Annotated in this window: 28 protein-coding genes; 13 read left to right on the top strand and 15 right to left on the bottom strand. The window is 71.9% G+C overall.

The features are described 5' to 3' along the window. Positions 1-8: 8 nt before the first annotated feature. Genes O7617_RS09035 through O7617_RS09025 form a run of 3 tightly spaced genes read right to left on the bottom strand, consistent with a single transcriptional unit; the run spans position 9 to position 2981 of the window. The gene (locus O7617_RS09035) at positions 9-1307 is read right to left on the bottom strand and encodes a DUF1800 domain-containing protein (RefSeq protein WP_282262787.1); all 1299 of its coding nucleotides are present in this window, start codon (positions 1305-1307) and stop codon (positions 9-11) included. A gap of 59 nt (positions 1308-1366) precedes the next feature. After that, a complete protein-coding gene (locus tag O7617_RS09030; RefSeq protein WP_282262786.1) occupies positions 1367-2158 on the bottom strand; it encodes an enoyl-CoA hydratase-related protein in 792 nt (263 codons plus the stop codon). A 4-nt stretch (positions 2159-2162) separates the two neighbouring features. Continuing rightward, on the bottom strand, positions 2163-2981 hold the full coding sequence (locus O7617_RS09025) for a PaaX family transcriptional regulator C-terminal domain-containing protein (RefSeq protein ID WP_282262785.1): 819 nt from the start codon (positions 2979-2981) through the stop codon (positions 2163-2165). 190 nt (positions 2982-3171) lie between these two features. Between O7617_RS09025 and O7617_RS09020 the strand changes: the two genes are divergently transcribed. Further along, complete coding sequence (locus O7617_RS09020) at positions 3172-3339, top strand: DUF3117 domain-containing protein (RefSeq protein ID WP_007455245.1); 168 nt, start codon at positions 3172-3174, stop codon at positions 3337-3339. Between the two features lie 148 nt (positions 3340-3487). Then, positions 3488-4942, top strand: a complete 1455-nt coding sequence (locus O7617_RS09015; protein ID WP_282262784.1) for a leucyl aminopeptidase family protein — start codon at positions 3488-3490, stop codon at positions 4940-4942. Positions 4943-4970: 28 nt separating this feature from the next. On the opposite strand, the gene O7617_RS09010 is transcribed toward O7617_RS09015, so the two are convergent. Beyond that, a complete protein-coding gene (locus tag O7617_RS09010; RefSeq protein WP_282264684.1) occupies positions 4971-5621 on the bottom strand; it encodes an O-methyltransferase in 651 nt (216 codons plus the stop codon). Positions 5622-6009: 388 nt separating this feature from the next. Between O7617_RS09010 and O7617_RS09005 the strand changes: the two genes are divergently transcribed. Next, entirely contained in the window at positions 6010-7317 is a 1308-nt protein-coding gene (locus tag O7617_RS09005) for a trypsin-like peptidase domain-containing protein (RefSeq protein ID WP_282262782.1), read from the top strand. Between the two features lie 76 nt (positions 7318-7393). After that, positions 7394-7816 carry a preprotein translocase subunit TatB gene (locus O7617_RS09000; RefSeq protein WP_282262780.1) on the top strand — a complete coding sequence of 141 codons (423 nt, stop codon included), beginning with the start codon at positions 7394-7396 and terminating at the stop codon, positions 7814-7816. Between the two features lie 229 nt (positions 7817-8045). Here the strand turns inward: O7617_RS09000 and O7617_RS08995 are convergent, their stop codons facing one another. The 3 genes from O7617_RS08995 to O7617_RS08985 all read right to left on the bottom strand — a co-directional run bounded on the left by O7617_RS08995 (position 8046) and on the right by O7617_RS08985 (position 11200). Next, entirely contained in the window at positions 8046-9194 is a 1149-nt protein-coding gene (locus O7617_RS08995) for an Mrp/NBP35 family ATP-binding protein (protein ID WP_282262778.1), read from the bottom strand. Positions 9195-9270: 76 nt separating this feature from the next. Continuing rightward, positions 9271-9921: a DUF1003 domain-containing protein gene (locus tag O7617_RS08990; RefSeq protein ID WP_282262776.1), complete on the bottom strand. Its 651-nt coding sequence runs from the start codon at positions 9919-9921 to the stop codon at positions 9271-9273. Continuing rightward, on the bottom strand, positions 9914-11200 hold the full coding sequence (locus O7617_RS08985) for a CBS domain-containing protein (protein WP_282262774.1): 1287 nt from the start codon (positions 11198-11200) through the stop codon (positions 9914-9916). The genes O7617_RS08990 and O7617_RS08985 overlap by 8 nt, the downstream gene beginning before the upstream one ends. A gap of 33 nt (positions 11201-11233) precedes the next feature. On the opposite strand from O7617_RS08985, the gene O7617_RS08980 reads away from it, so the two are divergent. Then, positions 11234-12103: a PhzF family phenazine biosynthesis protein gene (locus tag O7617_RS08980; RefSeq protein ID WP_282262773.1), complete on the top strand. Its 870-nt coding sequence runs from the start codon at positions 11234-11236 to the stop codon at positions 12101-12103. A 12-nt stretch (positions 12104-12115) separates the two neighbouring features. Next, on the top strand, positions 12116-12643 hold the full coding sequence (locus O7617_RS08975) for a hypothetical protein (protein WP_282262772.1): 528 nt from the start codon (positions 12116-12118) through the stop codon (positions 12641-12643). Between the two features lie 7 nt (positions 12644-12650). Here O7617_RS08975 and O7617_RS08970 read toward each other — a convergent pair whose 3' ends face one another. Next, positions 12651-13370, bottom strand: coding sequence for an HAD family hydrolase (locus O7617_RS08970; RefSeq protein ID WP_282262770.1), 720 nt, complete (start codon positions 13368-13370; stop codon positions 12651-12653). Between the two features lie 106 nt (positions 13371-13476). On the opposite strand from O7617_RS08970, the gene O7617_RS08965 reads away from it, so the two are divergent. The 3 genes from O7617_RS08965 (at position 13477) to O7617_RS08955 (ending at position 16392) form a co-directional block, all read left to right on the top strand. Then, positions 13477-14421 (top strand): DMT family transporter, encoded by a 945-nt coding sequence (locus O7617_RS08965; protein ID WP_282262769.1) that lies wholly within the window; start codon positions 13477-13479, stop codon positions 14419-14421. Positions 14422-14485: 64 nt separating this feature from the next. Continuing rightward, positions 14486-15013, top strand: coding sequence for a SigE family RNA polymerase sigma factor (locus tag O7617_RS08960; RefSeq protein WP_282262768.1), 528 nt, complete (start codon positions 14486-14488; stop codon positions 15011-15013). Further along, the gene (locus O7617_RS08955; RefSeq protein WP_282262767.1) at positions 15010-16392 is read left to right on the top strand and encodes a hypothetical protein; all 1383 of its coding nucleotides are present in this window, start codon (positions 15010-15012) and stop codon (positions 16390-16392) included. The genes O7617_RS08960 and O7617_RS08955 overlap by 4 nt, the downstream gene beginning before the upstream one ends. 77 nt (positions 16393-16469) lie before the next feature. On the opposite strand, the gene O7617_RS08950 is transcribed toward O7617_RS08955, so the two are convergent. Then, entirely contained in the window at positions 16470-17294 is an 825-nt protein-coding gene (locus O7617_RS08950) for an SDR family NAD(P)-dependent oxidoreductase (RefSeq protein ID WP_282264683.1), read from the bottom strand. A 128-nt stretch (positions 17295-17422) separates the two neighbouring features. Here O7617_RS08950 and O7617_RS08945 point away from each other — a divergent pair, with 128 nt between their 5' ends. Continuing rightward, positions 17423-18379 carry a CoA ester lyase gene (locus O7617_RS08945; RefSeq protein WP_282262766.1) on the top strand — a complete coding sequence of 319 codons (957 nt, stop codon included), beginning with the start codon at positions 17423-17425 and terminating at the stop codon, positions 18377-18379. Positions 18380-18452: 73 nt separating this feature from the next. Here O7617_RS08945 and O7617_RS08940 read toward each other — a convergent pair whose 3' ends face one another. Then, entirely contained in the window at positions 18453-18959 is a 507-nt protein-coding gene (locus tag O7617_RS08940; RefSeq protein ID WP_282262765.1) for a DUF4190 domain-containing protein, read from the bottom strand. A gap of 116 nt (positions 18960-19075) precedes the next feature. Here O7617_RS08940 and O7617_RS08935 point away from each other — a divergent pair, with 116 nt between their 5' ends. After that, positions 19076-19981 carry an SDR family NAD(P)-dependent oxidoreductase gene (locus tag O7617_RS08935; RefSeq protein WP_282262764.1) on the top strand — a complete coding sequence of 302 codons (906 nt, stop codon included), beginning with the start codon at positions 19076-19078 and terminating at the stop codon, positions 19979-19981. Between the two features lie 16 nt (positions 19982-19997). Here O7617_RS08935 and O7617_RS08930 read toward each other — a convergent pair whose 3' ends face one another. Then, positions 19998-20537: a DUF4190 domain-containing protein gene (locus O7617_RS08930; protein WP_282262763.1), complete on the bottom strand. Its 540-nt coding sequence runs from the start codon at positions 20535-20537 to the stop codon at positions 19998-20000. Between the two features lie 177 nt (positions 20538-20714). Here O7617_RS08930 and O7617_RS08925 point away from each other — a divergent pair, with 177 nt between their 5' ends. After that, on the top strand, positions 20715-21911 hold the full coding sequence (locus O7617_RS08925) for an acyl-CoA dehydrogenase family protein (RefSeq protein WP_282262762.1): 1197 nt from the start codon (positions 20715-20717) through the stop codon (positions 21909-21911). A gap of 85 nt (positions 21912-21996) precedes the next feature. Here O7617_RS08925 and O7617_RS08920 read toward each other — a convergent pair whose 3' ends face one another. Both O7617_RS08920 and O7617_RS08915 read right to left on the bottom strand, forming a co-directional pair. Continuing rightward, a complete protein-coding gene (locus tag O7617_RS08920) occupies positions 21997-22404 on the bottom strand; it encodes a CoA-binding protein (protein ID WP_088986484.1) in 408 nt (135 codons plus the stop codon). Positions 22405-22424: 20 nt separating this feature from the next. Next, on the bottom strand, positions 22425-24491 hold the full coding sequence (locus O7617_RS08915) for an intein-containing Rv2578c family radical SAM protein (protein WP_282262761.1): 2067 nt from the start codon (positions 24489-24491) through the stop codon (positions 22425-22427). Between the two features lie 92 nt (positions 24492-24583). On the opposite strand from O7617_RS08915, the gene O7617_RS08910 reads away from it, so the two are divergent. Further along, positions 24584-25003, top strand: a complete 420-nt coding sequence (locus tag O7617_RS08910; protein ID WP_282262760.1) for a DUF393 domain-containing protein — start codon at positions 24584-24586, stop codon at positions 25001-25003. On the opposite strand, the gene O7617_RS08905 is transcribed toward O7617_RS08910, so the two are convergent. Together O7617_RS08905 and O7617_RS08900 are read right to left on the bottom strand one after the other, a co-directional pair. Next, entirely contained in the window at positions 24967-25896 is a 930-nt protein-coding gene (locus tag O7617_RS08905; protein ID WP_282262759.1) for an HTTM domain-containing protein, read from the bottom strand. The two genes, O7617_RS08910 and O7617_RS08905, sit on opposite strands and share 37 nt — an antisense overlap. Continuing rightward, on the bottom strand, positions 25893-26333 hold the full coding sequence (locus O7617_RS08900) for a hypothetical protein (RefSeq protein WP_282262757.1): 441 nt from the start codon (positions 26331-26333) through the stop codon (positions 25893-25895). The genes O7617_RS08905 and O7617_RS08900 overlap by 4 nt, the downstream gene beginning before the upstream one ends. Positions 26334-26412: the final 79 nt, after the last annotated feature.

Raw genomic sequence — 26412 nt, 5'->3', positions numbered from 1 at the left:
TCCTCCGCTCAGCTGACTGTGTACTCGGGGCTGACCAGGCCGGCGGCCAGCAGTTTGCGGGGTTCACCGGCCAGCGGCGTCAGGGCGGCCCGGGTGCGTGGGCCCCAGCCGTCGACCACCAGCAGCCGGGCCAACGCGTCCGGACGGCCGGCGGCGGGGGCGGCGGTCAGTCGGGCCAGCACCGTCGGCGCCGTGGCGGCGGCGAGCATCCCGGCCGTCCGCAGCCGGGCCTGCAACGACGAGGTGGTCAACCAGGCCGCTCCGGCGGGCCAGCCGCCCACGCTCGGCGGTCGCAGCGGCACCTGGTCCAGCGCGTTCAGACCGGCCAGCAGTTGTTTGCGTTGCTGCTCGGGCAGCTCCTTCGGGCGGATGCCGAGCTGCCGTAGCGCGCCCACCAGCCACTCCACCGGCTGCTTGACCAACGTGCCCCGGGTCTGCGCGAACGCCGGGGACGAGAAGATCGCGCGCAGTGTCGCCACGGTGTCCGCGCCGGCCAGGCCGCCCGGTGCCGGGATCTCGGTGCCGGCGTAGCGGAACCAGAGCCGACCGGCCACGAACGTCGCGGCCGTGGGTTGGGCGGCGAGCAGCCCGGCGTACGCCGGAGCGTCGAACCGCCCGGTCTGCCCGAGGATGGTCTTCTCGGAGGGGTCGTGTCGCTTCGCCTCGAAGCGGGCCACGCCGGTCTGCCGGTCGACCAGCCAGCCGGTCAGGGCGCGCGCCCCGGCCTTCACGTCCGCCTCGGTGTAGTTGCCGATGCCGAGGGTGAACAACTCCATCAGCTCGCGGGCCAGGTTCTCGTTCGGTGCCTTGCGGGTGTTCTTCTGCCCGTCCAACCAGATGATCAGGGCAGGGTCGCGCACCATCGCGGCGACCAGCGGGCCCAGCGGCCCCCGCCCGTGCCGCCGCAGCGTGTCCAACTGGCCCAGCATCGTCCCGGCGGACTTGACCTTCTGGGCGCTGGTGGCCCAGTGCCCGTGCCAGAAGAAGAGGAGCTTCTCGGTCAGCCCGTCCTCGGCGGCCACCATCCGGTCCAGCCACCATCCGGTGACCTGCTGGAGTTGCTCGCGGCGTTCCGCGTTCGCCTTCTGCCGCTGCTCCCGGGTGGATTCCTTGGTCAGCGCGGCGTACGGGTCCGGGGCCAGGGTGGGCGGCGGGGTGGCCGCCGCCCCCCGGTCGGCCCGACCCGGGTCGAGCAGCCGATCCAACGTCGCTGCCGGCCCGGCCCGCTCGGCCGCGTCCACCTCGTCGGCGGTCGGACCGAAGGTGGCCCGGCGCAGCAGGTGTGCCACCGCTTCACGATCGCTCATAGCGGCCGACGTTAGGCGGCCCGTGTTCGAGGACGGTAAGGGCGGTGTCCGAATCGCGTTCAGCGTCCCTCGAACACCGGTTTCTGCTTGGCGACGAAGGCGAGCGTGGACGCCCGGTGGTCGGCGGTGGCGCCGCAGATCGACTGGGCCTGCGCCTCGGCCGCGAGGGCGTCGGCGAGGGTGCCGGCGTCGGCGATGGAGAGTTGCCGCTTGATCGCCCCGTACGCGATGGTGGGCCCGGCGGCGAGGCGGGCGGCCAACTCCTGGGCGGTGGGCAGCACCTGCTCGTCGTCGTCGGTCAGCCGGTTGAGCAGCCCGAGCCGGCAGGCCTCCTCGGCGCGGACCGGCTCGGCCAGCATCAGCAACTCCACCGCCTTGGCGTGGCCGACCAGTCGAGGCAGTGTCCACGAGGCGCCGGTGTCGGCGGCGAGGCCGACCTTGGCGAAGGCCATCAGGAAACTCGTGGTCGGACCACCGATGCGGATGTCGGCGAGGAACGCCAGCGACGCGCCGGCCCCGGCGGCCATTCCACGGACCGCGGCGATCACCGGCTTGGGCAGGTTGGCCAGCCGGGCGGCGATCGGGTTGTAGTGCGCCCGCACGGTGCCCAGCGGGTCGCTCGCGGAGCTTTCCAGGGTGGCGACGTGTTCGCGCAGGTCCTGACCGGCGCTGAACGACCCACCCGCACCGGCCAGCACGACCGCGCGGCAGGACCGGTCGGTCTCCAACTGCGCCAGGGTGTCGCGCAACGCCTCCTTGAGCGCCACGTCGAGGGCGTTCATCGCGGTGGGCCGGTTCAGCGTGAGGGTGACGACGGCGTCGGTCCGGTCGACCAGCAGCGGCTCGGTCACGTGTCTAACGACCCTTCTGTCGTACGAGGCGGTTGCCGGAGTCGAGGCACTGCTCGACGTACCGGTCGGCGGCCGGACGCAGACGTGCCGCGTGCCGGTCGAAGAAGCTGGCCGCGGCGGTGCCCGGCCAACGCTCGGGCAGCAGCGCCGGGGGCAGTTGCGGGTCCCGGAAGAGGAACGTACGCCACGCGTGCACGAGTCGGAACCGCGTCGCGTACGCCTCCTCGTCGCTGCTGCGTACGGTGACCGCCGCGAGCAGCGGACGCTGGTCCGCGACGAACCGCTCGTAGGCGTGGCCGATCTCGGTCAGGTTCCACGCGCGCCGGACCACGCCCATGGCGCCGGGGGTGCCGGCGTGGTGCGCGGCGGTGAACCGCTCGAAGCGGATGCCGGCCTCGGCGAGGAGCAGGTCCACGTCGTCGGCCGGGCGGGTGGCGACCCAGGTCTGCTCGTCGAGCGTGCCGTAGCCGAGGAAGCTCAGATTGGCGGCGAGCCGCTGCCGGTCCCGTCGGGAGCCGGGTGCCTCCAGCACCAGCAGATCGAATCGGCCGTCCCAGGTGACCCGGCCGGTCCGGTAGATCCGCGCCGCTGCCTCGTCGAGTCGGCGCGCTGCTTTCGGTGTGATCGAATATCCCGGTCCGGAGACCAACCGGAGGGGTTCGAGCCAACCCTGGCGCACCATCCGGGACACGGCGGTGCGAACGGCGGGCGGTGCGATTCCCAGCGGTGCCAGTAGCTTGACCAGGGCAGCGACCGGTGCCCGGCCACCCCTCGGACGGAGGTGGTCGCCGTACAGGTCGAAGAGTGCCGACCGTGCCTGCATGACCGCACATTGTGACAGGCCTTCTCAAGATAAGCTAGATGCTGTTACATCAATGCTGCTCCGGTTTGGGTCCGGCGGTGTTCATCAGGGAAAATCGTCTGTCGACACCCCCGCGACCGTTGCGGGTGGTCGTGACGAAGTGGCTGTGGGGCAACCCACCGACCCTGGTGTAGGTCTGAGGGGAGACAACATGGCGGCGATGAAGCCGCGGACGGGCGACGGTCCGCTGGAAGTCACCAAGGAGGGTCGGGGCATCGTCATGCGGGTCCCGCTGGAGGGCGGTGGCCGGCTCGTCGTCGAGATGACTCCCGACGAGGCCAACGCGCTCGGTGACGCGTTGAAGGCAGCGGCCGGCTGAGTAAGGAGTGGTCCGGGCGGCGCAGGCCGCCCGGAGCGTTCTTTCGGACCCTGAGCCACCGGTACCGCCGGTGGCTCAGGGTCTTCATCGCTGCGGGCAGGCGGGTTGGGTTCCGCTCCGCGACACTTTCCTGGAGGTACGGTCCCGCGTGCTCGCCATCCGTCTGATCGCCGAGCCCGACCGGCTCGACGTCCTGGTTCTGCCTGTCCGTGCCGCCGACCCGGCCGAGCTCGTCCCGACCGCTGTCGCGCCCCCGGACGGCACTGTCGAGGAGGCCGCCGCGCTGGTGCCCGCCGCCCGACTGACCGGCCGGGCCGGCGAGATCCACACTCAGCTGCGTCCCGGGCGTACCCCCGGTCGGATGCTCCTGCTCGGCGTCGGCGACGGTGGCGAGGCGGCCTGGCGGACGGCCGGCGCCGCACTGGCCCGCTCCGCCACGGATGAGACGCATATCACCATCGCGCTGCCGATCGGGGTGACTCCGGCCGAGGTCCGTGGGTTCACCGAAGGGCTGCTGCTCGCGCCGTACCGGTTCCGACTGACCGAGGCCGACACCGCGCCGGCGCTCGACAGCGTCGACCTCCTCCTCGCCGATCCCACCTCGTTCGAGGCCACCGTGGCCGCCGCCCGGACCACCGCGACGATGACCCACCTCGCCCGGGACCTGACCAACACCCCCTCCTCGGTGAAGACCCCGCAGTGGTTCGCCGACCAGGTGACCTCCGCCGCCGCCGACCTTCCTGACCTGCGACTGCGGGTCCGTGGGCCGGCGGAACTCGCCGCCGAGGGCTTCGGCGGAATCCTCGCCGTGGGGGGCGGGTCGGCCAGCACCCCACGGCTCCTCGAACTGGACTGGCACCCGGCCGACGCACGCACCCACGTGGTGCTGGTCGGCAAGGGCATCACCTTCGACACCGGCGGCATCTCGATCAAGCCGGTGCCGGCGATGAAGCTGATGCGCAAGGACATGGCCGGCGCGGCGGCGGTCGTCGCCGCCACCCTCGGAGCCGCCGAGCTGCGGCTGCCGGTCCGGGTCACCACGTTGGCTCCGCTCGCCGAGAACATGGTCAGCGGCGCGGCGTTCCGGCCCGGCGACGTCATCACGCACTACGGCGGCACGACGAGCGAGACGACCAACTCCGATGCGGAGGGCCGCCTGGTCCTCGCCGACGCGCTGGCGTACGCGGTGCGGCAGCTCAAGCCGGACCTGCTGGTCGACCTCGCCACCCTCACCGGCGCCAACGCCGTGGCCCTGGGCAAGCGCACCGCCGCGCTGTACAGCGAGAACGACCAACTGGCCGCGGACGTGCTGGCCGCAGCCGAGGCGGCCGGCGAGTCGGCGTGGCGGATGCCCCTGCACACCGACTACGTGGAATACCTGGGTAGCGAGATCGCCGACCTCTACAGCGCCCCCACGCAGGGTGCCGGTTCGGTGCTGGCCGCCCTGTACCTTCGCGAGTTCACCGGCGACCTACGGGACCGTTGGCTGCACCTGGACATGTCGGCCCCGTCCTGGGCCGACGGTGACCACGCCGAGGTCAGCCGAGGCGCGACCGGCTGGGGCGTCAGGTCGTTGCTCCGCTGGTTGGCCGGCATCGACTGACCCTGGTCAGCACCTCACCTGACCAGGGTCAGCACTTCACCGCGGCGAGCAGCCCGTGCCCGACCGGAAGCAGCGCCGGAATCCAGTGCTCCGACTCCCGGACCGCCTTGATCGTTTCGCGGACGGTCACCGTCTCGGCGTCCCGAGCCGCCGGGTCGCCGATCCGGCCGCCGGCCAGCACGCCGTTGAGCGCGAGCACTCCCCCCGGGCGCAACAGCCGCAGCGCCGCCTCCACGCAGGCGTGGAAGCCGGTCGCCTCCGCGTCCACGAACACCAGGTCGTACGCGCCGTCGGCGAGCCGGGGTAGCACGTCCAGCGCACGACCGGTGATGATCCGCGTACGGCCGGCGGGGAAGCCCGCCTCGCTGAAGATGCGTCGGGCGATCCGTTGGTGCTCCACCTCCACGTCGATCGTGGTGAGCACCCCGTCCGCGCGCATGCCACGCAGCAACCAGACCCCGCTCACCCCGGTGCCGGTGCCGATCTCCACCACGGCGCGCGCGTTGCCGGCGGCGGCCAGCAGCCGCAGCGCGGCCCCCGCGCCGGGGGTGACCGCGTCGAGGCCCACCTCCCGGGCCAGGCTACGGGCGGTACGCAGGACGAGATCCTCGGTGACGTACGACTCGGCGAACTGCTGAGCCTGGGCCGTCGAACTGCCGGAACCGGCGACCGTGGCGATGGGGCACCTCCGGGGCGGTGCGTGGTGCGGGGGCGGGTTGGCACTGTGAGCGTAGAGGCGACCGCCGTGGGGCGCAGCCGCGCCTCCGACTGTCGCGATCGGCGGGGCAACCGGTGACTCCACCGCGTACATCCGTGCAATCCTGGAGGCGGTATCCCGTCAGGCGCGACCGAACCGGCCCGTGGCCGGGCGACGCGGGCGCGGGATCCGGGACGGACTGGGAGGCACCGACGTGACCGACGGCTGGGACTGGCGCCGGGGCGGTGAGACTCCGGCGCGACCGCCCGGGGCGGGGAATCCTCCGGCCGGGTCGCCGACCACGCCGGAGGCCGGCTACGCGTCAAGCGTGCCGTCAGGCGGGCCGGGGCCGACACCCGGGCATCCTCCGGTGGCCGGTGCGCCGTCGCCGAGTCGGCCGGCACCCGGGCACCCTCCGGCGGCGGGTGGGCCGAACGCCGGGCCGGCGTCGAGCTGGCCGGCCGCGTCCGCGTCCGGGGCGTCGCCCTGGTGGTCGGACGCGCTCGCCGATCCCTGGCGGGACCCGGCGGCCCCGACCGCGGTGGTGGTTCCGGGGGTGGCGGTGGCCGGCATCGAGCCGGAAGCGGTCACCGACCCGGACGCGCCGGGCCGACCGACACTGCGTCACCTGCTGCTCATCCCCGTGATCACCGCGCTGCTGGCCGGCACCCTCGGCGGCGCGCTGGGCTACGCGTTCGCGGTTCGCGGTAACGCGGGTGGGACGGTGCTCGGCGGGGCGCCGGCAGAGGCACCGGCGCTGGCCCAGCGCAAACCCGAGTCACTGGCCGGTGTCGCCGAACGGGTCCTGCCCAGCGTCGTCACCGTCCGGGTGAGCAGCCTCGGCGGGACCAGCGAAGGCTCCGGCTTCATCGCCACCGCCGACGGCCACGTGATCACCAACGACCATGTGGTGGCCGGCGGCACCGGCAAGGCCTCGGTGGTCTTCAACGACGGCAGCAGCGCGCCGGCGACCATCGTCGGTCAGGACCCGGAATCGGACATCGCCGTGATCAAGGTGAGTCGTCCCGGGTTGCAGGCGGTGGAGTTCGGCGACTCGGACGCCCTCGCCGTCGGCGACCCGGTGCTCGCCATGGGTTCGCCGCTGTCGCTCGCCAACACGGTGACCGCCGGCATCGTCAGTGCGCTGGACCGGACGATGCAGGCAGGCGAGCCGGGCGGGCCGGTGCGCTACTACGCGGCCATCCAGACCGACGCCGCGGTCAACCACGGCAACTCGGGTGGCCCGTTGGTCGACGGCGCCGGGCGGGTGGTCGGCGTGAACTCCACGATCAAGTCCCTGGTCGCCGAGGGGCAGGAGGCGGGCAACATCGGCCTCGCCTTCGCGATCCCGATCAACCAGGCCAAGCGGGTGACCCAGGACATCATCGGCACCGGCAAGGCCCGGCGTACGGTAATCGGCGCCCGGGTGGAGGGCCCGACCGGAGTCGTCGGGGGTGGCCTCCGGTTGGCGGCGGTGGAGCCGTCCGGCCCGGCGGACAGCGCCGGCTTGAAGGTCGGCGACGTGATTCTCAAGATCAATGGGCGGCCGATGACCGAGCCGACGGACCTGACCGCGCTGGTCCGCAAGTACGCGCCGGGCTCGGTGGTGACGGTCGAGTTTCGGCGAGGCTCCGCCCGGCAGAACACCTCGGTGAGACTTGCCGCGGACGCGAAGTGAACAGCGGCTCACCCCTTGCCCGAACGCCGCCCGGCGTGCGTAGTCTTGCTGCTGACGCCGAGAGGAGGCCAACGGGATGCTCGACAACCTGAACTGGTGGGAGATCGGAGCGCTGCTGCTTCTGGCGCTACTGATCTTCGGGGACCGGTTGCCCGCGGTCATCACCGACGGCCTGCGGTTGGTGCGCAACCTGCGCAACATGGCCCGCAACGCCACCGGCGACCTGAGTCGCGAGCTGGGCACCGACATCCAGCTCGAGGATCTGCACCCGAAGGCGTTCATCCGTAAGCACCTCCTCAGCGAGGAGGACGAGGCGGCGATCCGCAAGCCGTTGCAGGGTGTCTACGACAACCTCCGCGCGGACGTCAGCAGCGTGCACGACGACCTGAAGGACGTGGCCAACGCCGCCGACGTGCGCTCGGGCGGGGCCCGGCCCAGCACGGCCACCAGCACCCCCTCGGCGCCGGCCCCCCGCGTCAGCTACGACGACGCCACCTGACCGACCCGGCGGCGCCGTCCGTCGCGCCCTCTGCCCGCCCCTCCGCGTCCTCTGCCGGGGGTGATCGACTCGGGTTTCAGGAAGTCGGCCCATCAACCGGCGCGGGATACCGCGACATCTTGAAAACCGAGTCGATCAAGAGCCGATCACGGGCCGGGTCGAGTCGGTCACGAGACGGCTCAGCCCGCCGACCGGTGGGCGGCCGACGGGCTGACGATGTTCGCGCCGGTCAGCGGCCGGCGGGCTTGAGGCCGAGCGGCTTGCCGAGCAGCGACTCACGGCGTACCGCGAGCCGGTCGGCGATCGTGCCGAGCGCCGTCGCGGCCGGGGACTCCGGCTCGGCCAGCACGATCGGGTTGCCCGCGTCGCCGGCCTCACGGACCCGGGTGTCCAGCGGGATCTGCCCGAGCAGCGGCACCTGGGCGCCGATGGTCCGGCTCAGCGACTCGGCGACGGCCGTGCCACCGCCCGCCCCGAAAATCTCCATCCGGGAGCCGTCCGGCAGCTCCAGCCAGGACATGTTCTCGATGACGCCGACCACACGCTGGTGGGTCTGCAGGGCGATCGCACCGGCCCGTTCCGCCACCTCGGCGGCGGCGGCCTGCGGGGTGGTGACCACCAGGATCTCCGAGTTGGGCAGCAACTGGGCCAGCGAGATGGCCACGTCACCGGTGCCCGGGGGGAGGTCCAGCAGGAGCACGTCCAGGTCACCCCAGTAGACGTCGGCCAGGAACTGCTGCAACGCCCGGTGCAGCATCGGGCCGCGCCACACCACCGCGGCGTTGCCGGCGGTGAACATGCCGATCGAGATGACCTTCACGCCGTGCGACTGCGGCGGCATGATCATGTCTTCGACTCGGGTGGGTCGGCCGTCCGCGCCGAGCATCCGGGGCACCGAGTGGCCGTAGATGTCGGCGTCGACCACGCCGACGGAGAGCCCGCGGGCGGCGAGGGCCGCCGCCAGGTTGACGGTCACGCTGGACTTGCCGACGCCACCCTTGCCGCTGGCCACCGCGTAGACCCGGGTACGTGAGCCGGGCTGGGCGAACGGGATGACCGGCTCCTCGGTGGCGCCGCCGCCGCGTAGCTGCGACTGCAACGACTGCCGCTGCTCGGGCGTCATCACCCCGAAGTCGATCTCCACGCCGGTGACGCCGGGCACCGCGGCGACGGCGGCGGTGATGTCGCCCCGCAGCTTGTCCTTGAGCGGGCATCCGGCGACGGTGAGCAGCAGCTCGACGCGTACGACGCCGCTGGCAGCGATCGTGGCGGAGCGGACCATGCCCAGCTCGGTGATCGGCCGGCGGATCTCCGGGTCGTTGACGGTGGCCAGGGCGGCCTGGATCGCGTCCTCGACGGTGCTCACGGGTGCTGACATGCCCGCAATGCTACGTCGCGGGGCATCCCCTGCCGCCGCTGCCCGGGGCGGTGTGAGCCAATCGATGGCCCGCCGGTCAGCCGTCGGACCGGCGCGGCCCGGTGCCGTCCGGTCGGGCCTCGCGGGTGACGTCGCCGTCCAGGTCGTCGCGGGGTTCGTCCAGGCCGACACCGTCGGTCGACCGCTGCCCACGCCGCTCCTGCCGGCTCTCCTTCTCCTGCTGCCGGCGTTCCAGCCGTTGCCGGCGCTGCCCCGCCTCGTCCAGCTCCTCGGCCAGCCGGGTCAGCTCGGAACGGAGGAAGTCGCGGGTCGCCACCTCACCCAGCGCGATCCGTAGCGCGGCGATCTCCCGGGCCAGGTACTCGGTGTCCGCCTTCTGCGCGGTGGCCCGCCGCCGGTCCTCCTCCAACGCCAACCGGTCCCGGTCGGCCTGCCGGTTCTGGGCCAGCAGGATCAGCGGCGCGGCGTAGCTGGCCTGCAACGACAGCACCAGGGTCAGGAACGTGAAGGTGTACGGGTCGAAGCGCAGGTCCGCCGGGGCCAACGTGTTCCAGACGAACCAGATGGTGATCACCACCGTCATGACGACGATGAAGTTCGCGGTCCCCATGCCCCGCGCGATGCCCTCCGACCACCTGCCGAACGCCTCCGCGTCGAAGCGGGGCAGCTTGATGCCCCGGGGCTCGCGGGGCTGGTCCAGCCGTTCGGCCCGCCGCTGCTCAGCCATCCGCGCCGTCCAGCACGACGTCGGTGGCGCCCGGGGCGGGCAGGGCGTCGCGGTCGCGCCAGTCGCGGGGCAGCGAGTGGTCCAGCACGTCGTCCACCGTCACGGCGCCGACGAGCCGGTTGTTCCGGTCGATGACCGGCATGGCGACCAGGTCGTAGGTGGCCATCCGGCGGGTGATCTCCGGCAGCGGCGTGGTGGGGCGCAGCGGGTCGATGTCGTTGACCACGACCTTGCCGAGCAGGTCGGCGGGTGGTTCGCGCAGCAGCGCCTGGAAGTGCACCATGCCCAGGTAGCGCCCGGTCGGCGTGTTCTGCGGCGCTCGGGTCACGAAGACCTGGGCGGCGACGGCGGGGGAGAGTTGCGGTTCCCGGATCCGGGCCAGTGCCTCGGCGACCGTGGCGTCCGGCGGCAGGATGACCGGCTCCGAGGTCATCACGCTGCCCGCGGTGCCGGGGGTGTACTTCAGCAGCTGACGTACCGGGTCGGCCTCGTCCGGCTCCATCAGGTCCAGCAGGACGTCCTGCTCCGGCGGGGGTAGTTCGTTGAGGAGGTCCGCGGCGTCGTCGGGGTCCATCTCCTCCAGGACGTCGGCGGCCCGTTCCCGGTCGAGGGCGGCGAGGATCTCCACCTGGTCGTGCTCCGGCAGCTCGCTGAGCACGTCGGCCAACCGCTCGTCGTCCAGTGCGGCGGCGACCTCGTTGCGTCGCAGGTCGGGCAGGTCCTGCAACGCGTTGGCGAGGTCGGCGGGACGCATGTCCTCCAGTACGGCGAGCAGGTTCGCCGTACCCCGGTTGTCGGCGATGCCGCTGAGCCCGCGCACCCGGTCCCACTCGACCTGGTGCAGGTGGCCACGACGGGTGAGTCGACCGGTCTGCTCCCGTACGGCGACCCGGGTCAGTGACCACTCGCCGCCCCGGGAGCACTCCATCGCGACGTCCACGACCGCGCCGGGCTGGCCGCCCGGGTCGAGTTGCACCCGCCGGTCGAGCAGTTCCTGCAGCACCAGCAGCTCGTTCGGGCGCTTCTCGAACCGGCGCAGGTTGAGGGTGCCGGAGCCGAGCACGACGGCGTCCGCGTCGATGGAGGTGATCCGATTGATGGACAGGAAGATTCGGCGACGCATCGGCATCTCGGCGACGAGGCCGACCACCTCCGGCGGGCGTGTGGTCGCCCGCAGCCGTGCCACGGCGTCACGAACCCGCCCCACCTGGTCACCGTTCGGGTCGAAGACGGCGACTCCGGCGAGACGGGCGATGTAGACCCGGGTCGGCGTGCTCACGGGCACCAGCCTAAGCGCCTAGTGTTTATCAACATGTCGACCTTGGCCTACGAGATCGTGGACGTCTTCACCGACCGCCCCTTCGCCGGTAACCCGCTGGCCGTGGTGTTCGGCGCGGAAGGGCTGGCCACGGAGCAGATGCAGGCACTCGCGCTGGAGTTCAACCTCTCCGAGACGGTGTTCGTGCTGCCACCCACCCAGGTCGGCGTCACCTACCGGGCCCGGATCTTCACGCCGGTGGAGGAGTTGCCGTTCGCCGGGCATCCGAGCGTCGGCGCGGCGGTCACCGCGAGCCGGCGGGGGATGTTCGGTGTGGGGCCGGTCACCCAGGAGTGCCACGCCGGGGTGCTGCCGATCGAGGTGACCTCCTTTGGTGCGACGTTGACCGGTGGCACACCCACCCTCGGGCCGGAGTTGGATCCGGAGCCCCTGCTGGAGATCGCCGGGCTGGTCGCGGACGACCACGTCGGCCCGGCACCACGCGTCGCCGGTTGCGGGTTGGAGTTTCCGTACCTGCCGGTGCGTCCGGAGTCGCTGGCCCGCGCCCAGGTGAACGCGGCCGCGGCGCAGCGGTACGGGGTTTCGCACGTCAGCGTCTTCTCCTGGGACGCGGCCGCCCAAACCGCACACGCCCGGGTCTTCGTGCCGGGGATCGGCATTCCGGAGGACCCGGCGACCGGCTCGGCGGCGCTCGGCCTGGGCGTCTGGCTGGTGGCGACCGGCCTGCTGCCGGGCGAGGGGCTGTCCCGCTTCGCGGTCCGTCAGGGTGTGGAGATGAACCGTCCGTCGGCGCTGGCCTGCACGGTCACCGCGGCGAACGGCGTGGCGGTCGGCGCGACGGTCGCCGGGCAGGTGATGCCGGTGGCCCGGGGTGAGATCGCCGTCCCGCCGTTCGTGGGCTGAGCCCGGACGCCGATGCGGGAGGATGTCACTGTGACTGACGACGGGCACGGGTCGACGCCGCTTGTCGACGAGGCGATGAAGAAGGCCGCGGTGGCCTGGGTGAGCGTCTCGGGTGGGCCGGCGCTCGCGCTCTGGTGCGCGCCACTCGAAGGCGCGCTCCTGGTGGTCAGCGGGCCGGGTGAGCAGGCGGCGCCGGGTCTGGCCGACGCGACCGAGGCACAGGTGTCGCTGCGTGGCGACCACGGCGGTCGGATCGTCACCTGGCCGGCGACGGTGAGCCGGGTGCAGCCGGGCACCGAGGCGTGGGACACCGTCGCGCCGCTGGTCGCGGCGAAGCGCCTCAACGCTCCCGGCCCGACGGCCGACCTGGTGGCCCGCTGGGCCGCCGACGGGTGCGCGGTGAACCGGCTCGTCCCGGCGGGAACGCCGCTGGCCGGCGCGGACCTGCCGGCCGACCCGCAGACCGAGCCACCCCGGGCCACGCCGGCGGTCCGGGCCACCCGCAAGCCGTTCCGCCTGCACCGGGTCCGTCGTCGCTGATCGGTCGTCACCCCGCCCGGCCGCCGACCCCCATCACCTCGGCGTCGCTGTCGACGAGGTCGAGCACCTCGCCCAGGGTGCCGAGCGTGGGCCCCTGCCAATCCAGGTCGGCGTTGAACACCATGTGCGTGGCCAGATCCGGCGCGGCGAGCCGAACGGCGGTCATCCCGGCCCGTTCGGCGCCGGTCAACTCCTGGCTGCCGCCGTCGCCGACGTACAGGCAGTCGCCGGGCGTCAGCCCGAGTCGCCGGCAGGCGGTCAGGTAGAGCGCCGGATCCGGTTTGCACCGTCCGACCTGCACCGAGAAGACCCGCACGTCGAGCAGGGGGGCGATGGCGAGCTGGGGCAGGAAGGCCGGAAGTTCGTGCGTACAGTCGCTGATCACGCCGGTGCGCAGGCCGCGCCCACGGAGGGCCGCGAGCACCGGCACGGCGTCGGCCCGTAACCAGGTGTCCGCGCGGACCGCCCGGTGTCGGGACGCCACGGCCGCCCGCACCGCATGGTCACTGGGGTGTACACCGGCCTGGGCGCACACCCAGCGAAGGGTCGCCTCCGCGTTGCCGAGCAGGCCGGTGGCCCGTTCGTAGTACGTGCGGTCCAACACCTCGGTCAACGTGTCGGTGTGACAGCCGAGCAGCTCGGCGGTGCCGGCGTGCGCGACTCCGCGCTGCACCGAGCGGGTCAGGGTGCCGAAGAAGTCGAACAGCACCGCCTGGTAGGTGGGCATGGGGGAGCGCCTCCGGGCGGTCGAGGGTCGCCGGCGCGGACGCGCGTGATCGTAACGGAGTGATGACCCTCCGTGCTGTCCGTCATACGTGTGAGGATTACGTCCCGTGCCCCCACCTTCGCACCGGCCCTCCCTGGACCCGCTGACCACCGGCGCCGTCGGCCTGGCCGTGGTCGCGGTGTCGTCGTCCGCGCCGCTGATCGCGTACGCCGCCGCGCCCGCGCTGGCCATCGCGTTCTGGCGCAACCTGCTCGCGGTCGCCGTGCTGGGCCCGTTCTCGCTGGCCCGGCGTCGCGCCGAGTTCCGTCGGCTGACCGTCGGCGCGGGCCGTCGGGAGGGCCTGTTCTGCGTCCTGTCCGGGGTCGCGCTGGCCGGGCACTTCGCGACCTGGGTGCCGAGCGCCCAGCTCACCACGGTCGCCACCTCCACCGCGCTGGTGGCCACCCAGCCGGTCTGGCAGGGGCTGATCGCCCGCGCCCAGGGGCGACCGCTGCCCCGGGTGGTGTGGATCGGCATCGCGGTGGCGGTCGGCGGCGCGGCGATCGCCACCGGTGTGGACGTGGGCGTCTCCGGCCGGGCCGTCCTCGGCGACGTGCTGGCGCTGACCGGCGCCATGTTCGCCGCCGTCTACACCGCCTTCGGCGAACGGGCCCGGACCAGCATCAGCACCACCACCTACACCACCATCTGCTACGGGATCTGCGCGCTGATCCTGCTGGCCATGTGCCTGGTCGGCGGCGTACGCCTGACCGGGTTCGACGGGCGCACCTGGCTGGCCATCCTCGCTCTGGTGGTCGGCGCCCAACTGCTCGGGCACTCGATGTTCAACTACGCCCTGCAGAAGATCTCGGCGACCACGGTGAGCGTGCTGATCCTGCTGGAGGCACCCGGCGCGGCAGTGCTCGGGTGGGCCTGGTTGGGGCAGGTCCCCCGCCCGTACGCGCTGCTGGGGATGGCGTTGCTGCTGGCCGGTGTGGCGGTGGTGGTGCTCGGTGGCCGGCGGACCGCCCCCACCGCGCTGCCGACCGACCCGACCCCGCTGCACGACTGATCGCCCGTTGGTTCCCTCCGTGACGGACCCGCCGCGCGTCTATCCCGGTGAGGAGGGCGATCCGTTGACGACTGAGGACCGCACCCGGGACGGCTTCGCCGACTTCGTCCGGGCCGAGACCGCCGGGCTGACCCGGCTCGCGTACCTGTTGACCGGTGACCGGCACCACGCCGAGGACCTGGTGCAGGTGGCGCTGGCTCGGGTCGCGGTGCGGTGGGAGCGGGTCGTGGACCCGCACGCCTACCTGCGTCGGGTGCTCTGCACCCAGGCGGCCAGTTGGTGGCGCCGGAGGCGGGCCCGCCCACCCGAGCGCCTGGACGGGGTGGTGCCGGAACGACCCGACCCGGGTGACGACACCGACGTGCGCCTGGTGCTCTGGACGGCACTGGCCCGGCTGACCGCGCGGCAGCGTGCGGTTCTCGTGTTGCGCTACTACGAGGACCGCACCGAGACCGAGACGGCCGCACTGCTCGGCTGCCGGGTGGGCACCGTGAAGAGTCAGACCCGGCACGCCCTGGGCCGGCTGCGGACACTCGCCCCCGAGTTGGCCGAACTCGTCGGCCGGAGCGCGCAGGAGGTGACCTCCCGATGACCGCCCGACTCTCCGAGACGCTGCGCCGCCTCGCCGCCGACGTGCCACCGGCACGCGTACCGGACGGGCTCTTCGACACGGCGCGGACCCGGCACCGTCGTCGCCGGGCCGTCGTCGCCGGTGCGCTCGCCGTCCTGGTCCTGCTCCTCGGCACCGGGTACGCGCTGCACCCGGTGGCCCTGCCGCTGCCCGCCGGCCCGCGTCACGACAACCCCGGCCTGCCGACCAGGCTCGTCGATCCACCGCTGCGGACCGCCTCCGTGGGCTACTCGGCACCTGGCGTGGCGGCGATGCTCTTCGGTGGTCCCGCCGTGCGCACCAACTGGTTCGAGACGCGGATGGGTGTGGTGGCCGCGGACGACGACCGCTACCGCGTGCTGGACGGCGATCCGGCCGTGGCGGGTTTCGAGGCAGTGCTCTCCCCGGACGGTCGGTACGCCTGGGTGGGTGACTCCCTCATCGATTTGAAAACCGGGAAGACCAGCCCGGAACGCCCGGACGGATACCCGCTCGCCTTCGCGCCGAACGGGAAACGCCTGGTCTACGCCGACCCCGACACCACGTTCACGTCCCCGAACACCTATTCCACCCCGCTCGTCGGGGTCTACGACCGGGATCGGGCGGAGGACGTGCTGCGGGTGCCTGTCGACAGCGCCTGGATCCCGCCGGGGCGCACGGCCGCGCTGTCGCCGGACGGCGGCGAACTCGCCCTCCAGGTTCGCGATGAGGTCTGGCTGACCCGGGTGGACGACGCGGGTGCGGATCGGGTCGCCGAGCCGTACCGGAAGCTGCCGTTGGCCGGCGGGCGGCTCGCCGGTGCCGGCTCCTGGCTGCCGGACGGGCGGTCGGTGGCGATCCTGGGCCGGTCCACCTGCACCGACTGCCCAGTGCCGTCCTACCGGCGCACCTGGACACTGGCAGTGCGGTCCAGTGCCGACGGCACCCCGTCGGTCGGTGCGGCGTTCCCGCCGCTGCGTTCCCGTTCGTTCGTGCAGGTGCTCGGCTGGCGCTCGGCGGACGAGGCGGTCGCGTTGGTCGGCGTGCCGGGGCCGGAGGCGGAGGACCTCCCGGAGGAGCACGACATCGCGTGGGGGCCGTATCACGAGGTCGGCACGGAGGCCGTTGAGCTCGTGGTGCTCCGTCGTGGCGCGACAGCGCCGGACGTGCTCTTCCGGACCCCGGAGGGCATCACCGACCTGTCGGTCGCCGCCGACCTCGCGATCAGCGGAGCGGTACGCGAGTCCGGCCGCCCCCACTACGGGCCGCCGCCGTTCTGGGCGCTCGCGGTGGGGTTCGTCCTGGCGGTCCTGGTCGCTGTGCCCCTGCTGTCGGGACTGCGACGCCGTCGCGACCGGCGACGGGCTCGTGCACCTCGATGACCCGGGTGGTCGGGGCGGCTGACTCGGCAGCGGCGGCGAACTCGACGATCGCGACGAGTGTCAGCATGGCGGCCACGCTAGCCGTCGATGCCGACCGCCTTGGCGCTGGCCTCCCAGAGCCGGGCCGCGAGGTGTGGGTTCGTGGCCTTGCGGTACGGCCGACGCAGCCGACGGTCGACGTAGTAGCCCCCGTCGACCAGCCGGGAACGGTCCTGGTTGGCCAACCACACCAGGGTCTCGGCGCCCTTCTCCGGGCTGCGGAACGGCATGAACCGCATACCGATCGCCACCAGCCTGCTGTCGTTGCCGAAGCGGGTACGCACCACCCCGGGGTGGAAGCTGTACACGGACATCCCCGGCCAGCGCCGGGCCGCCTCGACGGTGAACAGGATGTTCGCCTGTTTGCTGGTGCCGTACGCGCCCGTCGATCGATAGCCGCGCAGTGGCGCGTTCAGGTCGTCCGGGTCCACCGCGCCGAAGCGGTGTGCGCCGGAGGCGGTCACCACGACCCGGTCCACCCGGTCGGCGAGCAGATTGGTCAGCAGGAACGGGGCCAGGTGGTTGGCCTGGATGGACATCTCGAAGCCGTCGACGGTGGTGAGCGGCTGCAACGCGATCGCCCCGGCGTTGTTGGCGAGCACGTCGATCCGGTGGTACGTCGCCCGCAACTGCTCGGCGAGCCGGCGCACGTCGTCGAGGACCGCGAAGTCGGCCCGGAACAACTCGGGACGCTCGCCCGAGGTCTCGCGTACCCGTTCCGCTGCGGCCTGGAGGCGCGCCGGGTCCCGCCCGACCAACGCCACCTGGTCACCGCGGCAGGCCAGCTGCACGGCGGCGGCCAACCCGATGCCGGAGCTGGCCCCGGTCACCACCACCAGCCGACGCCCAGTGAGATCTTCCACAGGTCCATTCACCCCGGTCATGGCGCGAGGTTACCGTGGCGTCACAACGCCCTTTGGGATCGTTAAGTTCTCGGATCCGTCGTCAGGTGGCGTCGGCCTGCCCGCCGGACGCTGGAAGGAGCGCATCCATGGCCGCAGTCGGTCGCCCCCGCAGGTCCTGCCTCGCCGTGCCGGGTTCCAGCGTCAAGATGCTGGGCAAGGCCCAGGGTCTCCCGGCCGACCAGGTCTTCCTCGACCTGGAGGACGCCGTCGCCCCACTGGCCAAGCCGGACGCGCGCAAGAACATCGTGGCCGCGCTCAACGAGGGTGACTGGGCGGGCAAGACCCGGGTGGTCCGGGTCAACGACCTGACCACCCCGTGGACCTACCGGGACGTCATCGAGGTCGTCGAGGGCGCCGGGCCGAACCTGGACTGCGTCATGCTGCCGAAGGTGCAGACCGCCGCCCAGGTGCAGTGGCTGGACCTGACGCTCACCCAGATCGAGAAGACGCTCGGCCTGGAGGTCGGCCGGATCGGCATCGAGGCGCAGATCGAGAACGCCGCCGGACTGGTCAACGTGGACGTCATCGCCGCCGCCTCGCCGCGCGTGGAGACCATCATCTTCGGTCCGGCCGACTTCATGGCGTCGATCAACATGAAGTCGCTGGTGGTCGGCGCGCTGATCCCGGACTACCCGGGCGACCCGTACCACTACATCCTGATGCGGATCCTGATGGCCGCCCGGATGCACGACAAGCAGGCCATCGACGGCCCCTTCCTGCAGATCCGGGACGTCGACGCGTTCCGCGAGGTCGCCAAGCGTTCCGCGGCGTTGGGTTTCGACGGCAAGTGGGTGCTGCATCCGGGGCAGATCGACGCTGCCAACGAGGTGTACCAGCCGGCGCAGGCCGACTACGACCACGCCGAGCTGATCCTCGACGCCTACGAGCACTACACCTCGGAGGTTGGTGGCCGGCTGGGCGCGGTGATGCTCGGCGACGAGATGATCGATGAGGCGTCCCGCAAGATGGCCCTCGTCATCTCCGCGAAGGGCCGGGCCGCCGGGATGAGCCGCACCTCCTCGTTCACCCCACCGGCGGAGTGACGCACGCCGGGCCGGACCGACAGCCACCGGCCGTCGATCCGGCCCGGGTGGTACGTCGACCCGGCCGCCGCCCTCAGTAGCTGCTGCTGCCGCCGCTGCTGCCCGTCGTGACCGCGAAGATGATCGCGACGACGTAGAAGGCGATGCCCAGCACCATCAGCGCCGTGATGATCCAGCCGACGATGATGCCGGCCTTCGCCATGCCCTCACCGCCCTCGCCGCTGAGCCGGATCTGCTTCTGCGCCACGTGGCCGAGGATCGCCCCGATCGGCGCGGTGATGCCGCAGGAGGTGAGGCCGACCAGGGCCAGCACCAGCGACGCGATGGCCAGACCGTTGGTCTTCTGCGGAGGCGGGTAGCCGTAACCGGGGTGCGGTGGCGGATAGCCGGGCGGACCGTACGCCCCCACCGGCTGCACCTTCGCACCCGCGTACGGGTCGGTGGGCGCGTACGGGTCGATGGGGCCGGGCTGGGTGGGTACCGGCTGACCGGCCACCACTGTCGGGTCCGGTGCGGGGCTCGAGGGCTGAGCCGACCACGTGGGGTCGCTCCAACCGCCGGGCGGCGGGGGGTTGGTCATACGAACTCTCCGTCAGGTCGGGTGCGGCATCAGGGTAGCCAGCACTGCCCAAACCCGACGCCCCCGCCACCGGGTGCCGCGTTGCTCGGGCCGGTCGTAGCGGGCAGGATCCTGGCATGGCATTCGACGCGCGCGCCGCGGACCGTTCCGGCAGCCGACCCAGACGGGACGTCAGCCGCCCCGGCGTCGCCCGACGTGCCCGGGTGGCCACGCCGACGGGGAGTCCCGGCCCCGACGAGCCGGTCGCGCTCACCGACCCGGTGACCATGCGGCTGGACGGGCGGGTCGCCCTGGTGACCGGGGCGGGCAGCCCGGACGGCATCGGGTACGCCACCGCCCGGCGTCTCGCCGACCTGGGCGCTCGGGTGGCCATCGTCTCGACCACCCGGCGCATCCACGAGCGCGCCGGTGAGCTGGGGGTGACCGGCTTCGTCGCGGACCTGACCGACGAGTCCGAGGTCGGTGCGCTCGCCGACGCGGTCGCCGAGCAGTTGGGCGACGTCGAGGTGCTGGTCAACAACGCCGGTCTGGCCAGCCGGGCCAGCCAGGGGGTGCTACGGCCGGTCGCCCAGCTGACCTACGACGAGTGGCGCGGTGAGATCGACCGCAACCTGTCCACCGCGTTCCTGTGCAGCCGCGCGTTCATCGGGGGGATGGCCGAGCGGGGCTGGGGTCGGATCGTCAACCTCGCGGCCACGGCCGGCCCGGTCAACGCCCTGCCCACCGAGGCCGCGTACGCCGCGGCGAAGGCCGGGGTCGTCGGGCTGACCCGCGCCCTGGCCATGGAGATGATCGCCGACGGGGTGACGGTGAACGCGGTGGCGCCGGGCACGATCTACACCGCCGCGTCCACGATGGCCGAGGTCAAGCAGGGGCTGGGCACTCCGGTCGGTCGACCGGGCACGCCGGACGAGGTCGCCGCGGCGATCAGCTTCCTCTGCTCGCCGGCTGCTTCGTACATCACCGGTCAGATGCTGGTGGTGGACGGCGGCAACAGCGTCCGCGAGGCCCGGTTCCGCTGACCTCGGTGGCCCACTGTCAGTAGCCCCTGCCGTCGCCGGTGTTGCCCAGTGCGACGAGCGCCAGCCAGCCGCAGCAGGCCAGCACGGTGAGCCCGGTGAAGACGTAGCCGAGGATCAACCCCCAGGTGGCGAGCTGGTCGCCCTCCTCGCCACTGGTGCGGATCTGCCGTTTGGCCACGTGGCCGAGGACGGCGCCGGCGGGCGGGAACACGAACGCGAACACCAGCGACAGGATCGCGAGCACGTTGGTGCCCCGACCCGGGCCGCCGGGCGGTGGGCCGTACTGACCGTAGGGGCCCTGTGGGGGGTACGGCGGCTGCTGGCTCCAGTGCGCCGACTGCTGCGGGCCCTGCTGCGCGTACGGCGACGGGTCGTCCGCCGGTGGCCCGTACGGTGAGCGTTCCGCCGGTAGCTCGAACGCCGGCTGGTCCGGCGGCGGCGCGTACGGCGGCTGGCCGGGTGGCGGCGGCGCGTACGGCGACTGGTCCGGTGGTGGCTCGTAGGGCGACGGTGGCGGCTCGTCCCCTGGTGGTCCCGACGGCGGCGGGTGGCTCACGGCTGCACTCCTCCTGCCGATGCCGGAAAAGTCCTTCTTGCCGGACGCTACCCGCAGCGGTGAACCTTTTCACAGCGGTTGTGTGGACTGGTCACCTTGGCCTCGTCGGTCCCCGAGGTCGATACTTACCCAGCGTTCAGTTACCCATGAGTAGTGCGCGGAGCCCCGGAGGCTGAGATGGCCCGACTCGCCCAGACGCCCGGCCTGACCGATGTGCAACAGTCGATCCTGGAGACCGTTCGGGACTTCGCCGACAAGGAGATCATCCCGCACGCGCAGCGGCTGGAACACGCCGACGAGTACCCCACCGACATCCTCGACGGCATGCGCGAGATGGGTCTGTTCGGCCTCACCATCGACGAGGAGTACGGCGGCCTGGGCGAGTCACTGCTCACCTACGCGCTGGTGGTGGAGCAGTTGTCCCGGGGCTGGATGTCGATCTCCGGCATCGTCAACACCCACTTCATCGTGGCGTACCTGATCTCCCAGCACGGCTCCGCCGAACAGAAGGCCCGCCTGCTGCCGAAGATGGCCACCGGCGAGGTCCGCGGCGCGTTCTCCATGTCCGAGCCGGAGACCGGCTCCGACGTCTCCGCCATCAAGTCCCGGGCCGTTCGCGACGGTGAGCACTACGTGCTCAACGGACAGAAGATGTGGCTGACCAACGGGGCGTACTCCTCGGTGGTGGCCACCCTGGTCAAGACCGACACCGGCGCCGACTCGGTGTACGGCAACATGAGCACCTTCCTGCTGGAGAAGGAGCCGGGCTTCGGCGAGACCGCCCCCGGCCTCACCATCCCCGGCAAGATCGAAAAGATGGGTTACAAGGGCGTCGAGACCACCGAAATGGTCCTCGACGGGGTGACCGTGCCCGACTCCGCGATCCTCGGCGGCGCCGACCAGGTGGGCCGGGGCTTCTACCAGATGATGGACGGCATCGAGGTGGGCCGGGTCAACGTGGCCGCCCGCGCCTGCGGTATCTCCATCCGCGCCTTCGAGTTGGCGGTCGGCTACGCCCAGCAACGCAAGACGTTCGGTCAGCCTCTCGCCAAGCACCAGGCCATCGCCTTCAAGCTCGCCGAGATGGGCACGAAGATCGAGGCAGCGCACGCCCTCATGGTCAACGCCGCCCGTCTCAAGGACGCCGGCCAGCGCAACGACGTCGAGGCCGGGATGGCCAAGCTGCTCGCCTCGGAGTACTGCGTCGAGGTCGCCCAGGAGGCGTTCCGCATCCACGGCGGCTACGGCTACTCCAAGGAGTACGAAATCGAGCGGCTGATGCGGGAGGCGCCGTTCCTGCTCATCGGCGAGGGCACGTCGGAGATCCAGAAGACCATCATCTCCCGCGGCCTCCTGAAGGAATACAAGCTCTAACCCGCCCCCGCCCCCGCCGATCATGGAGTTGTCGGGCGGGGTCGGGCTGGGCCGGGCTGGGCGGGGTGGGGTGGGGGCGTCGGGTTCAGGCGAAGCGGGTGAGGTCGCCGGCGGCGCGTTCGACGATGAGGCACCGGTCCTCGACGTACTCCATGCCCGCCTCCTCGGCGATCCGCCGCGCCTCGGCCGAGACGATGCCCAACTGCAGCCACACCGCCGGGGCGCCGATCGCCGCCGCGTCGCGGACCACCTGCACGGCGTCGGCCGCCGGCCGGAACACGTCCACCAGGTCGACCGGGTGCGGGATGTCGGCGAGCGTCGGGTACGCCCGCTCCCCGAACAGCTCGTCGACAGTGGGGTTGACCGGGATGATGCGCCAGCCGTACCGCTGCATCTGCAACGGCACGGAGTGCGCGGCCTTCAACGGGTCGCGGGACGCACCCACGACGGCGATCACGGCGGAGTCGGCGAGGATCTGCTGAGCGGTACGCACCCGCCGACTGTAGCTCCGCCCTAGAGCAGGGTCAGTTGCTCGGCCGTCGAGGGTGGTGGTGGTTCGGGCAGCTTGCGGTTGTCGCCGCGCTCGCCGCGGTGCATCCCGTGTCGGCGGGCGGCGATCCGCACCCGCGCGGTCACCTCCCGCTGGTACGCCTGCGGCGCGTACGCACCGGCCCGGTACAGCTCGCGGTAGCGGGGCACCAGGTGTGGGTGCTCACGGGCGAGCCAGGGCGCGTACCACTCCCGTGCGCCGGGGCGCAGGTGCAGAGGCAGTGCGGTCACGCTGGTCGCCCCGGCCGCCGCGATCGCCGACACGGTGGCGTCGATCGACGCGTCGTCGTCGCTGAGGCCGGGCAGGATCGGGGCCATCAACACTCCGACGGAGAAACCGGCGTCGGTGAGTGCCCGAACCGCGTCCAGCCGGCGGCGCGGGTGCGGTGTGCCCGGCTCGACCGACCGCCAGAGCTGCTCGTCGACGAAGCCCACCGAGAACGAGATGCCCACGCTGGTGACCTCGGCGGCCTGGCGCAGCAGGGGCAGATCGCGCAGGATCAGCGTGCCCTTGGTCAGGATCGAGAACGGGTTCGCGAAGTCCCGTAGAGCCGCGATGATCTGCGGCATCAACCGGTAGCGGCCCTCGGCCCGCTGGTAGCAGTCGACGTTGGTGCCCATCGCCACGTGCGCGCCCCGCCACTTCGGCGCGGCCAGCTCCCGCCGTACCAGCTCACCGGCGTTGACCTTGACGATCACCTTCCGGTCGAAGTCCGCACCGGCGTCGAGGTCGAGGTAGGTGTGCGTATTTCTCGCGAAACAGTTGTGGCTGACCACACCGTTGGCGATGAAGTCGCCGGTGCCGGTCGTGATGTCCCAGAGCGGTAACTCCAGCCCGAGCGCCTGAATGTTGACAACCCTGAGGTCGGCCTTGCACTTCACCGCGGCACCCGCGATCGACCGTTTGCGGGTGATCGCCGGGTCGGTCAGGTGAAAGAAGCGGAGTCGGGCGGCGAGGCCTCCGGTCAGCCGTACATAGCGCAGGCGGTTCGTCCGCCTACGGTCCTCGAGGACGGTGGCGAACCCAAAGGCGTGCAGTGCTTCCGTCGTGTGGCTGATGACCTCATCGTCGCAGTTGGCAATTCTCAGGATGCCCTGGCTGCAACTGCCCTCGGCATCGAAGATTCCAGCAAGGAACCCTCGTTGCCAGTCAGGAGTCGAATGGTGCGGCCATTGGACGACCTCCCTGATTGCATCGACCTGCTGCTTTGTCGAGGCGCGGATCGCCTCCATCGGCCGCCGGTCGGGCCTGGTCTTTCCAAACGAGGTGCGGCTTGTCTCGATGCCCTCTTCCTTCAGATACTGCTCGGTACGATCGAGGGCCTCGCTGTCCGCGAGTGCCAAGCGGAACTGGTGACTCCAGCTCCTGCCTGTGGCGTAGGTGCCTATGGTTCCGTCGCCGCGCACCATGCCGCAGAGATAGCCGCGACGGTAGTCGTGTGAAGCCTTCGGAGTTGTCTCGAACGCCCCGGTGCCGATCAGGCGATTGTTGGTGGTGAGGTAGGGCCGTTGATCGGCGCCGAACGTGCCGCCAGTGATGTGTTTCCAGCCTCGCTCCGTCAGGAAGCGGTGGTCCCCGCTCGCGACGAGTGTGGTGCCGTCCTCCAGGGTGACGCGGTAAGCCGGTTTCACGGTGGACCACTTGTCGAGGACAGTGGTGACGACGTATCGACGATAGGCACCTTGCCGCTCGGTCCCGTAGATGCGGTCGCCGGGCTCCAACTCGCTGATCGGCTTCGTGCGACCGTCCGCCATCAGAATGGGGGTGTCGCCCGAGACGCAGTACACACACGCATGACTGCATCCACGGTACGGATTGATGGTCCACTCGAACGGCACGCGGGACTGCCCGGGCACCCGGTTGAGGATGGACTTGGCCTGCACCTCGTAGAAGGTCATCCCGGCGAAGTCGGGGGTGTCGAAGGTGCGGACGACGGCACCGGGCAGCGCCAGCGGCAGGGGTGGCGTCGCTGGCGCTGCCCGCTCGGGGTCTCCCTCGACCGGGGGAGCGGTGAGGTTGTCCCAGCGCATGGGCACTATTCGAACACGTGTACGAGCACGGCGCAAGTGACCCGCCGTACACCGGTGGGTGTTCGGGTGTTCGTAGAGGGGAGGATGGAGCCATGGAGACGTCGACCTTCGTCTACGACGGTGACTGCGCGTTCTGCACGACCTGTGCCGAGTTCATCGAACGCCGGATCTCCACCACGGCGCGCGTGGTGCCCTGGCAGTTCGCCGACCTGGACGCGCTCGGCCTCACCGTGGCCGAGTGCGAGGAGGCCGTGCAGTGGGTCGGCGCGGACGGCGTACGCGCTGCCGGCCCGGATGCCATCGCGCGGCTCCTCGCCGGCAGTGGCCCGGTCTGGCGGATGGCCGGTGCCGGCCTGCGGTTCCCGCCGGTGCGGGTGGTGGCGTGGCCGGTGTACCGCTGGGTGGCGCGCAACCGGCACCGCCTGCCCGGCGGCACGGCGGCCTGCTCGCTGCCGCAGGAGGCTCGCGAACGGCTCTACGGCCCGGCTGGGCGCCCGACCACCGGGGCCTGATCAGCGAGCGGCGGCGACTCCGTACCTGTGCCCGCCCGGGTCTGATCCGGCGGCGTGGGCGCGGCGGGGCCGCGGCCCACGAGCCGGCGGGCCCAGACCAGCGGGCGGACCCGTTCCAGCGGCAGGAAGCTGGTCATCGCGGCCAGGTGCGGCGCGAACGAGATCGTGATGGTCGCGATGGTGACCACGTGGAACGAGTAGAAGAAGCCGACCATGGCGTGTCGCCAGCGGGGCGGCAGGAAGAAGACCGCCGGGCTGAGCAGTTCGAACGCCACGATGCCGAACTGGGCGACGATCAGCAGGTACGGCACCTGGGCGATGAGGTCGGCCAGGTCGGTGCCGCGCCGGATGATCGCGCGGGCCAGGACCGAGCCGGTCAGCCAGTCGAGGCCGCCGAAGCGCAGCTTGGCGAAGGCGGCGAGGAAGTACGTGCAGATCACCGCGATCTGGGTGACGCGGAGCGCCCACCCGCCGGCCTCGGTGCGGGTGCTGTCGCCGTGCCGGGCCCGGCCGACGGTGGGCAGCACGGCCAGCGCGACGAGCAGCCCGAACCGGTCGTGGTCGACCTTTCCGTAGCTCATCGCGATGATCATCCACTCCAGGTACAGCGCGCAGACCGCCCAGCCGAGCAGTCGGGGGGCTCGTCCGGTCGCGGCGAGGAGTGCCAGCGCCAGCAACGCCCAGAAGATCACCGTCACCAGCGTCTCGGTCGGCGTCGGCAGGGGAAGCAGGCGACCGACCAGCAGTGGCTGGTAGAGGTCGCCGGGCACGCCGACCCGGGTGCGCACCCAGGGAGTGAAGATCACCAGGTCGGCGGCGACGAAGAGGTAGATCAGGGTCCGGAACGCGGCCACCCGGCCCCGGGGGACGGCCTCGGTCAGCCAGTCGGTCATCGGGTCGCCCGCCAACTGACGACGGTCTGGTCGGTGTGCTGCCCGGTCGGGCGACCGGCGCGGATGCCGTGCCAGCGGATGACGATGCGGACCTCGACCAGCGCGGGGGCGTCCGGGTGGCGTTCGGCGTACGCGTCGGCGACCTCGGTGAGCAGCGTCGGGTCGGCGGCGTACCGGGCCTGCTGACCCTCGATCTCGGCGCGGCGGATGCCGGTCGCGTCCTGGTCGAGGTCAATCACCGTGCCGGCGCTGTTCACTCCCTCGACGCGGGTGTCGGGGGCGGGCGCGTTCGGCGGGTTGGAGGTGGAGTACATCCGGAACGGGCCGAACGGGAAGTCGTCGTCGCTGCCCCAGAAGGTGCCGACCAGTAGCAGGGCGAGGCCGAGTGCGGTCGCGCCGAGCCGGGTCACGCGCCCGCGGGTGGTCAGGGTCTCCATCGGGTCGTGACGATACGGGATGTTCCGGCCGCGCCGGGTCCCACCGACGGTCAGTTCGGCCTGCCCGGGCAGGTGATCA

This window comes from Micromonospora sp. WMMD1155, from assembly GCF_029581275.1.
Lineage (GTDB): Bacteria > Actinomycetota > Actinomycetes > Mycobacteriales > Micromonosporaceae > Micromonospora.
This window is presented reverse-complemented; position numbering and strand designations above follow the sequence as displayed.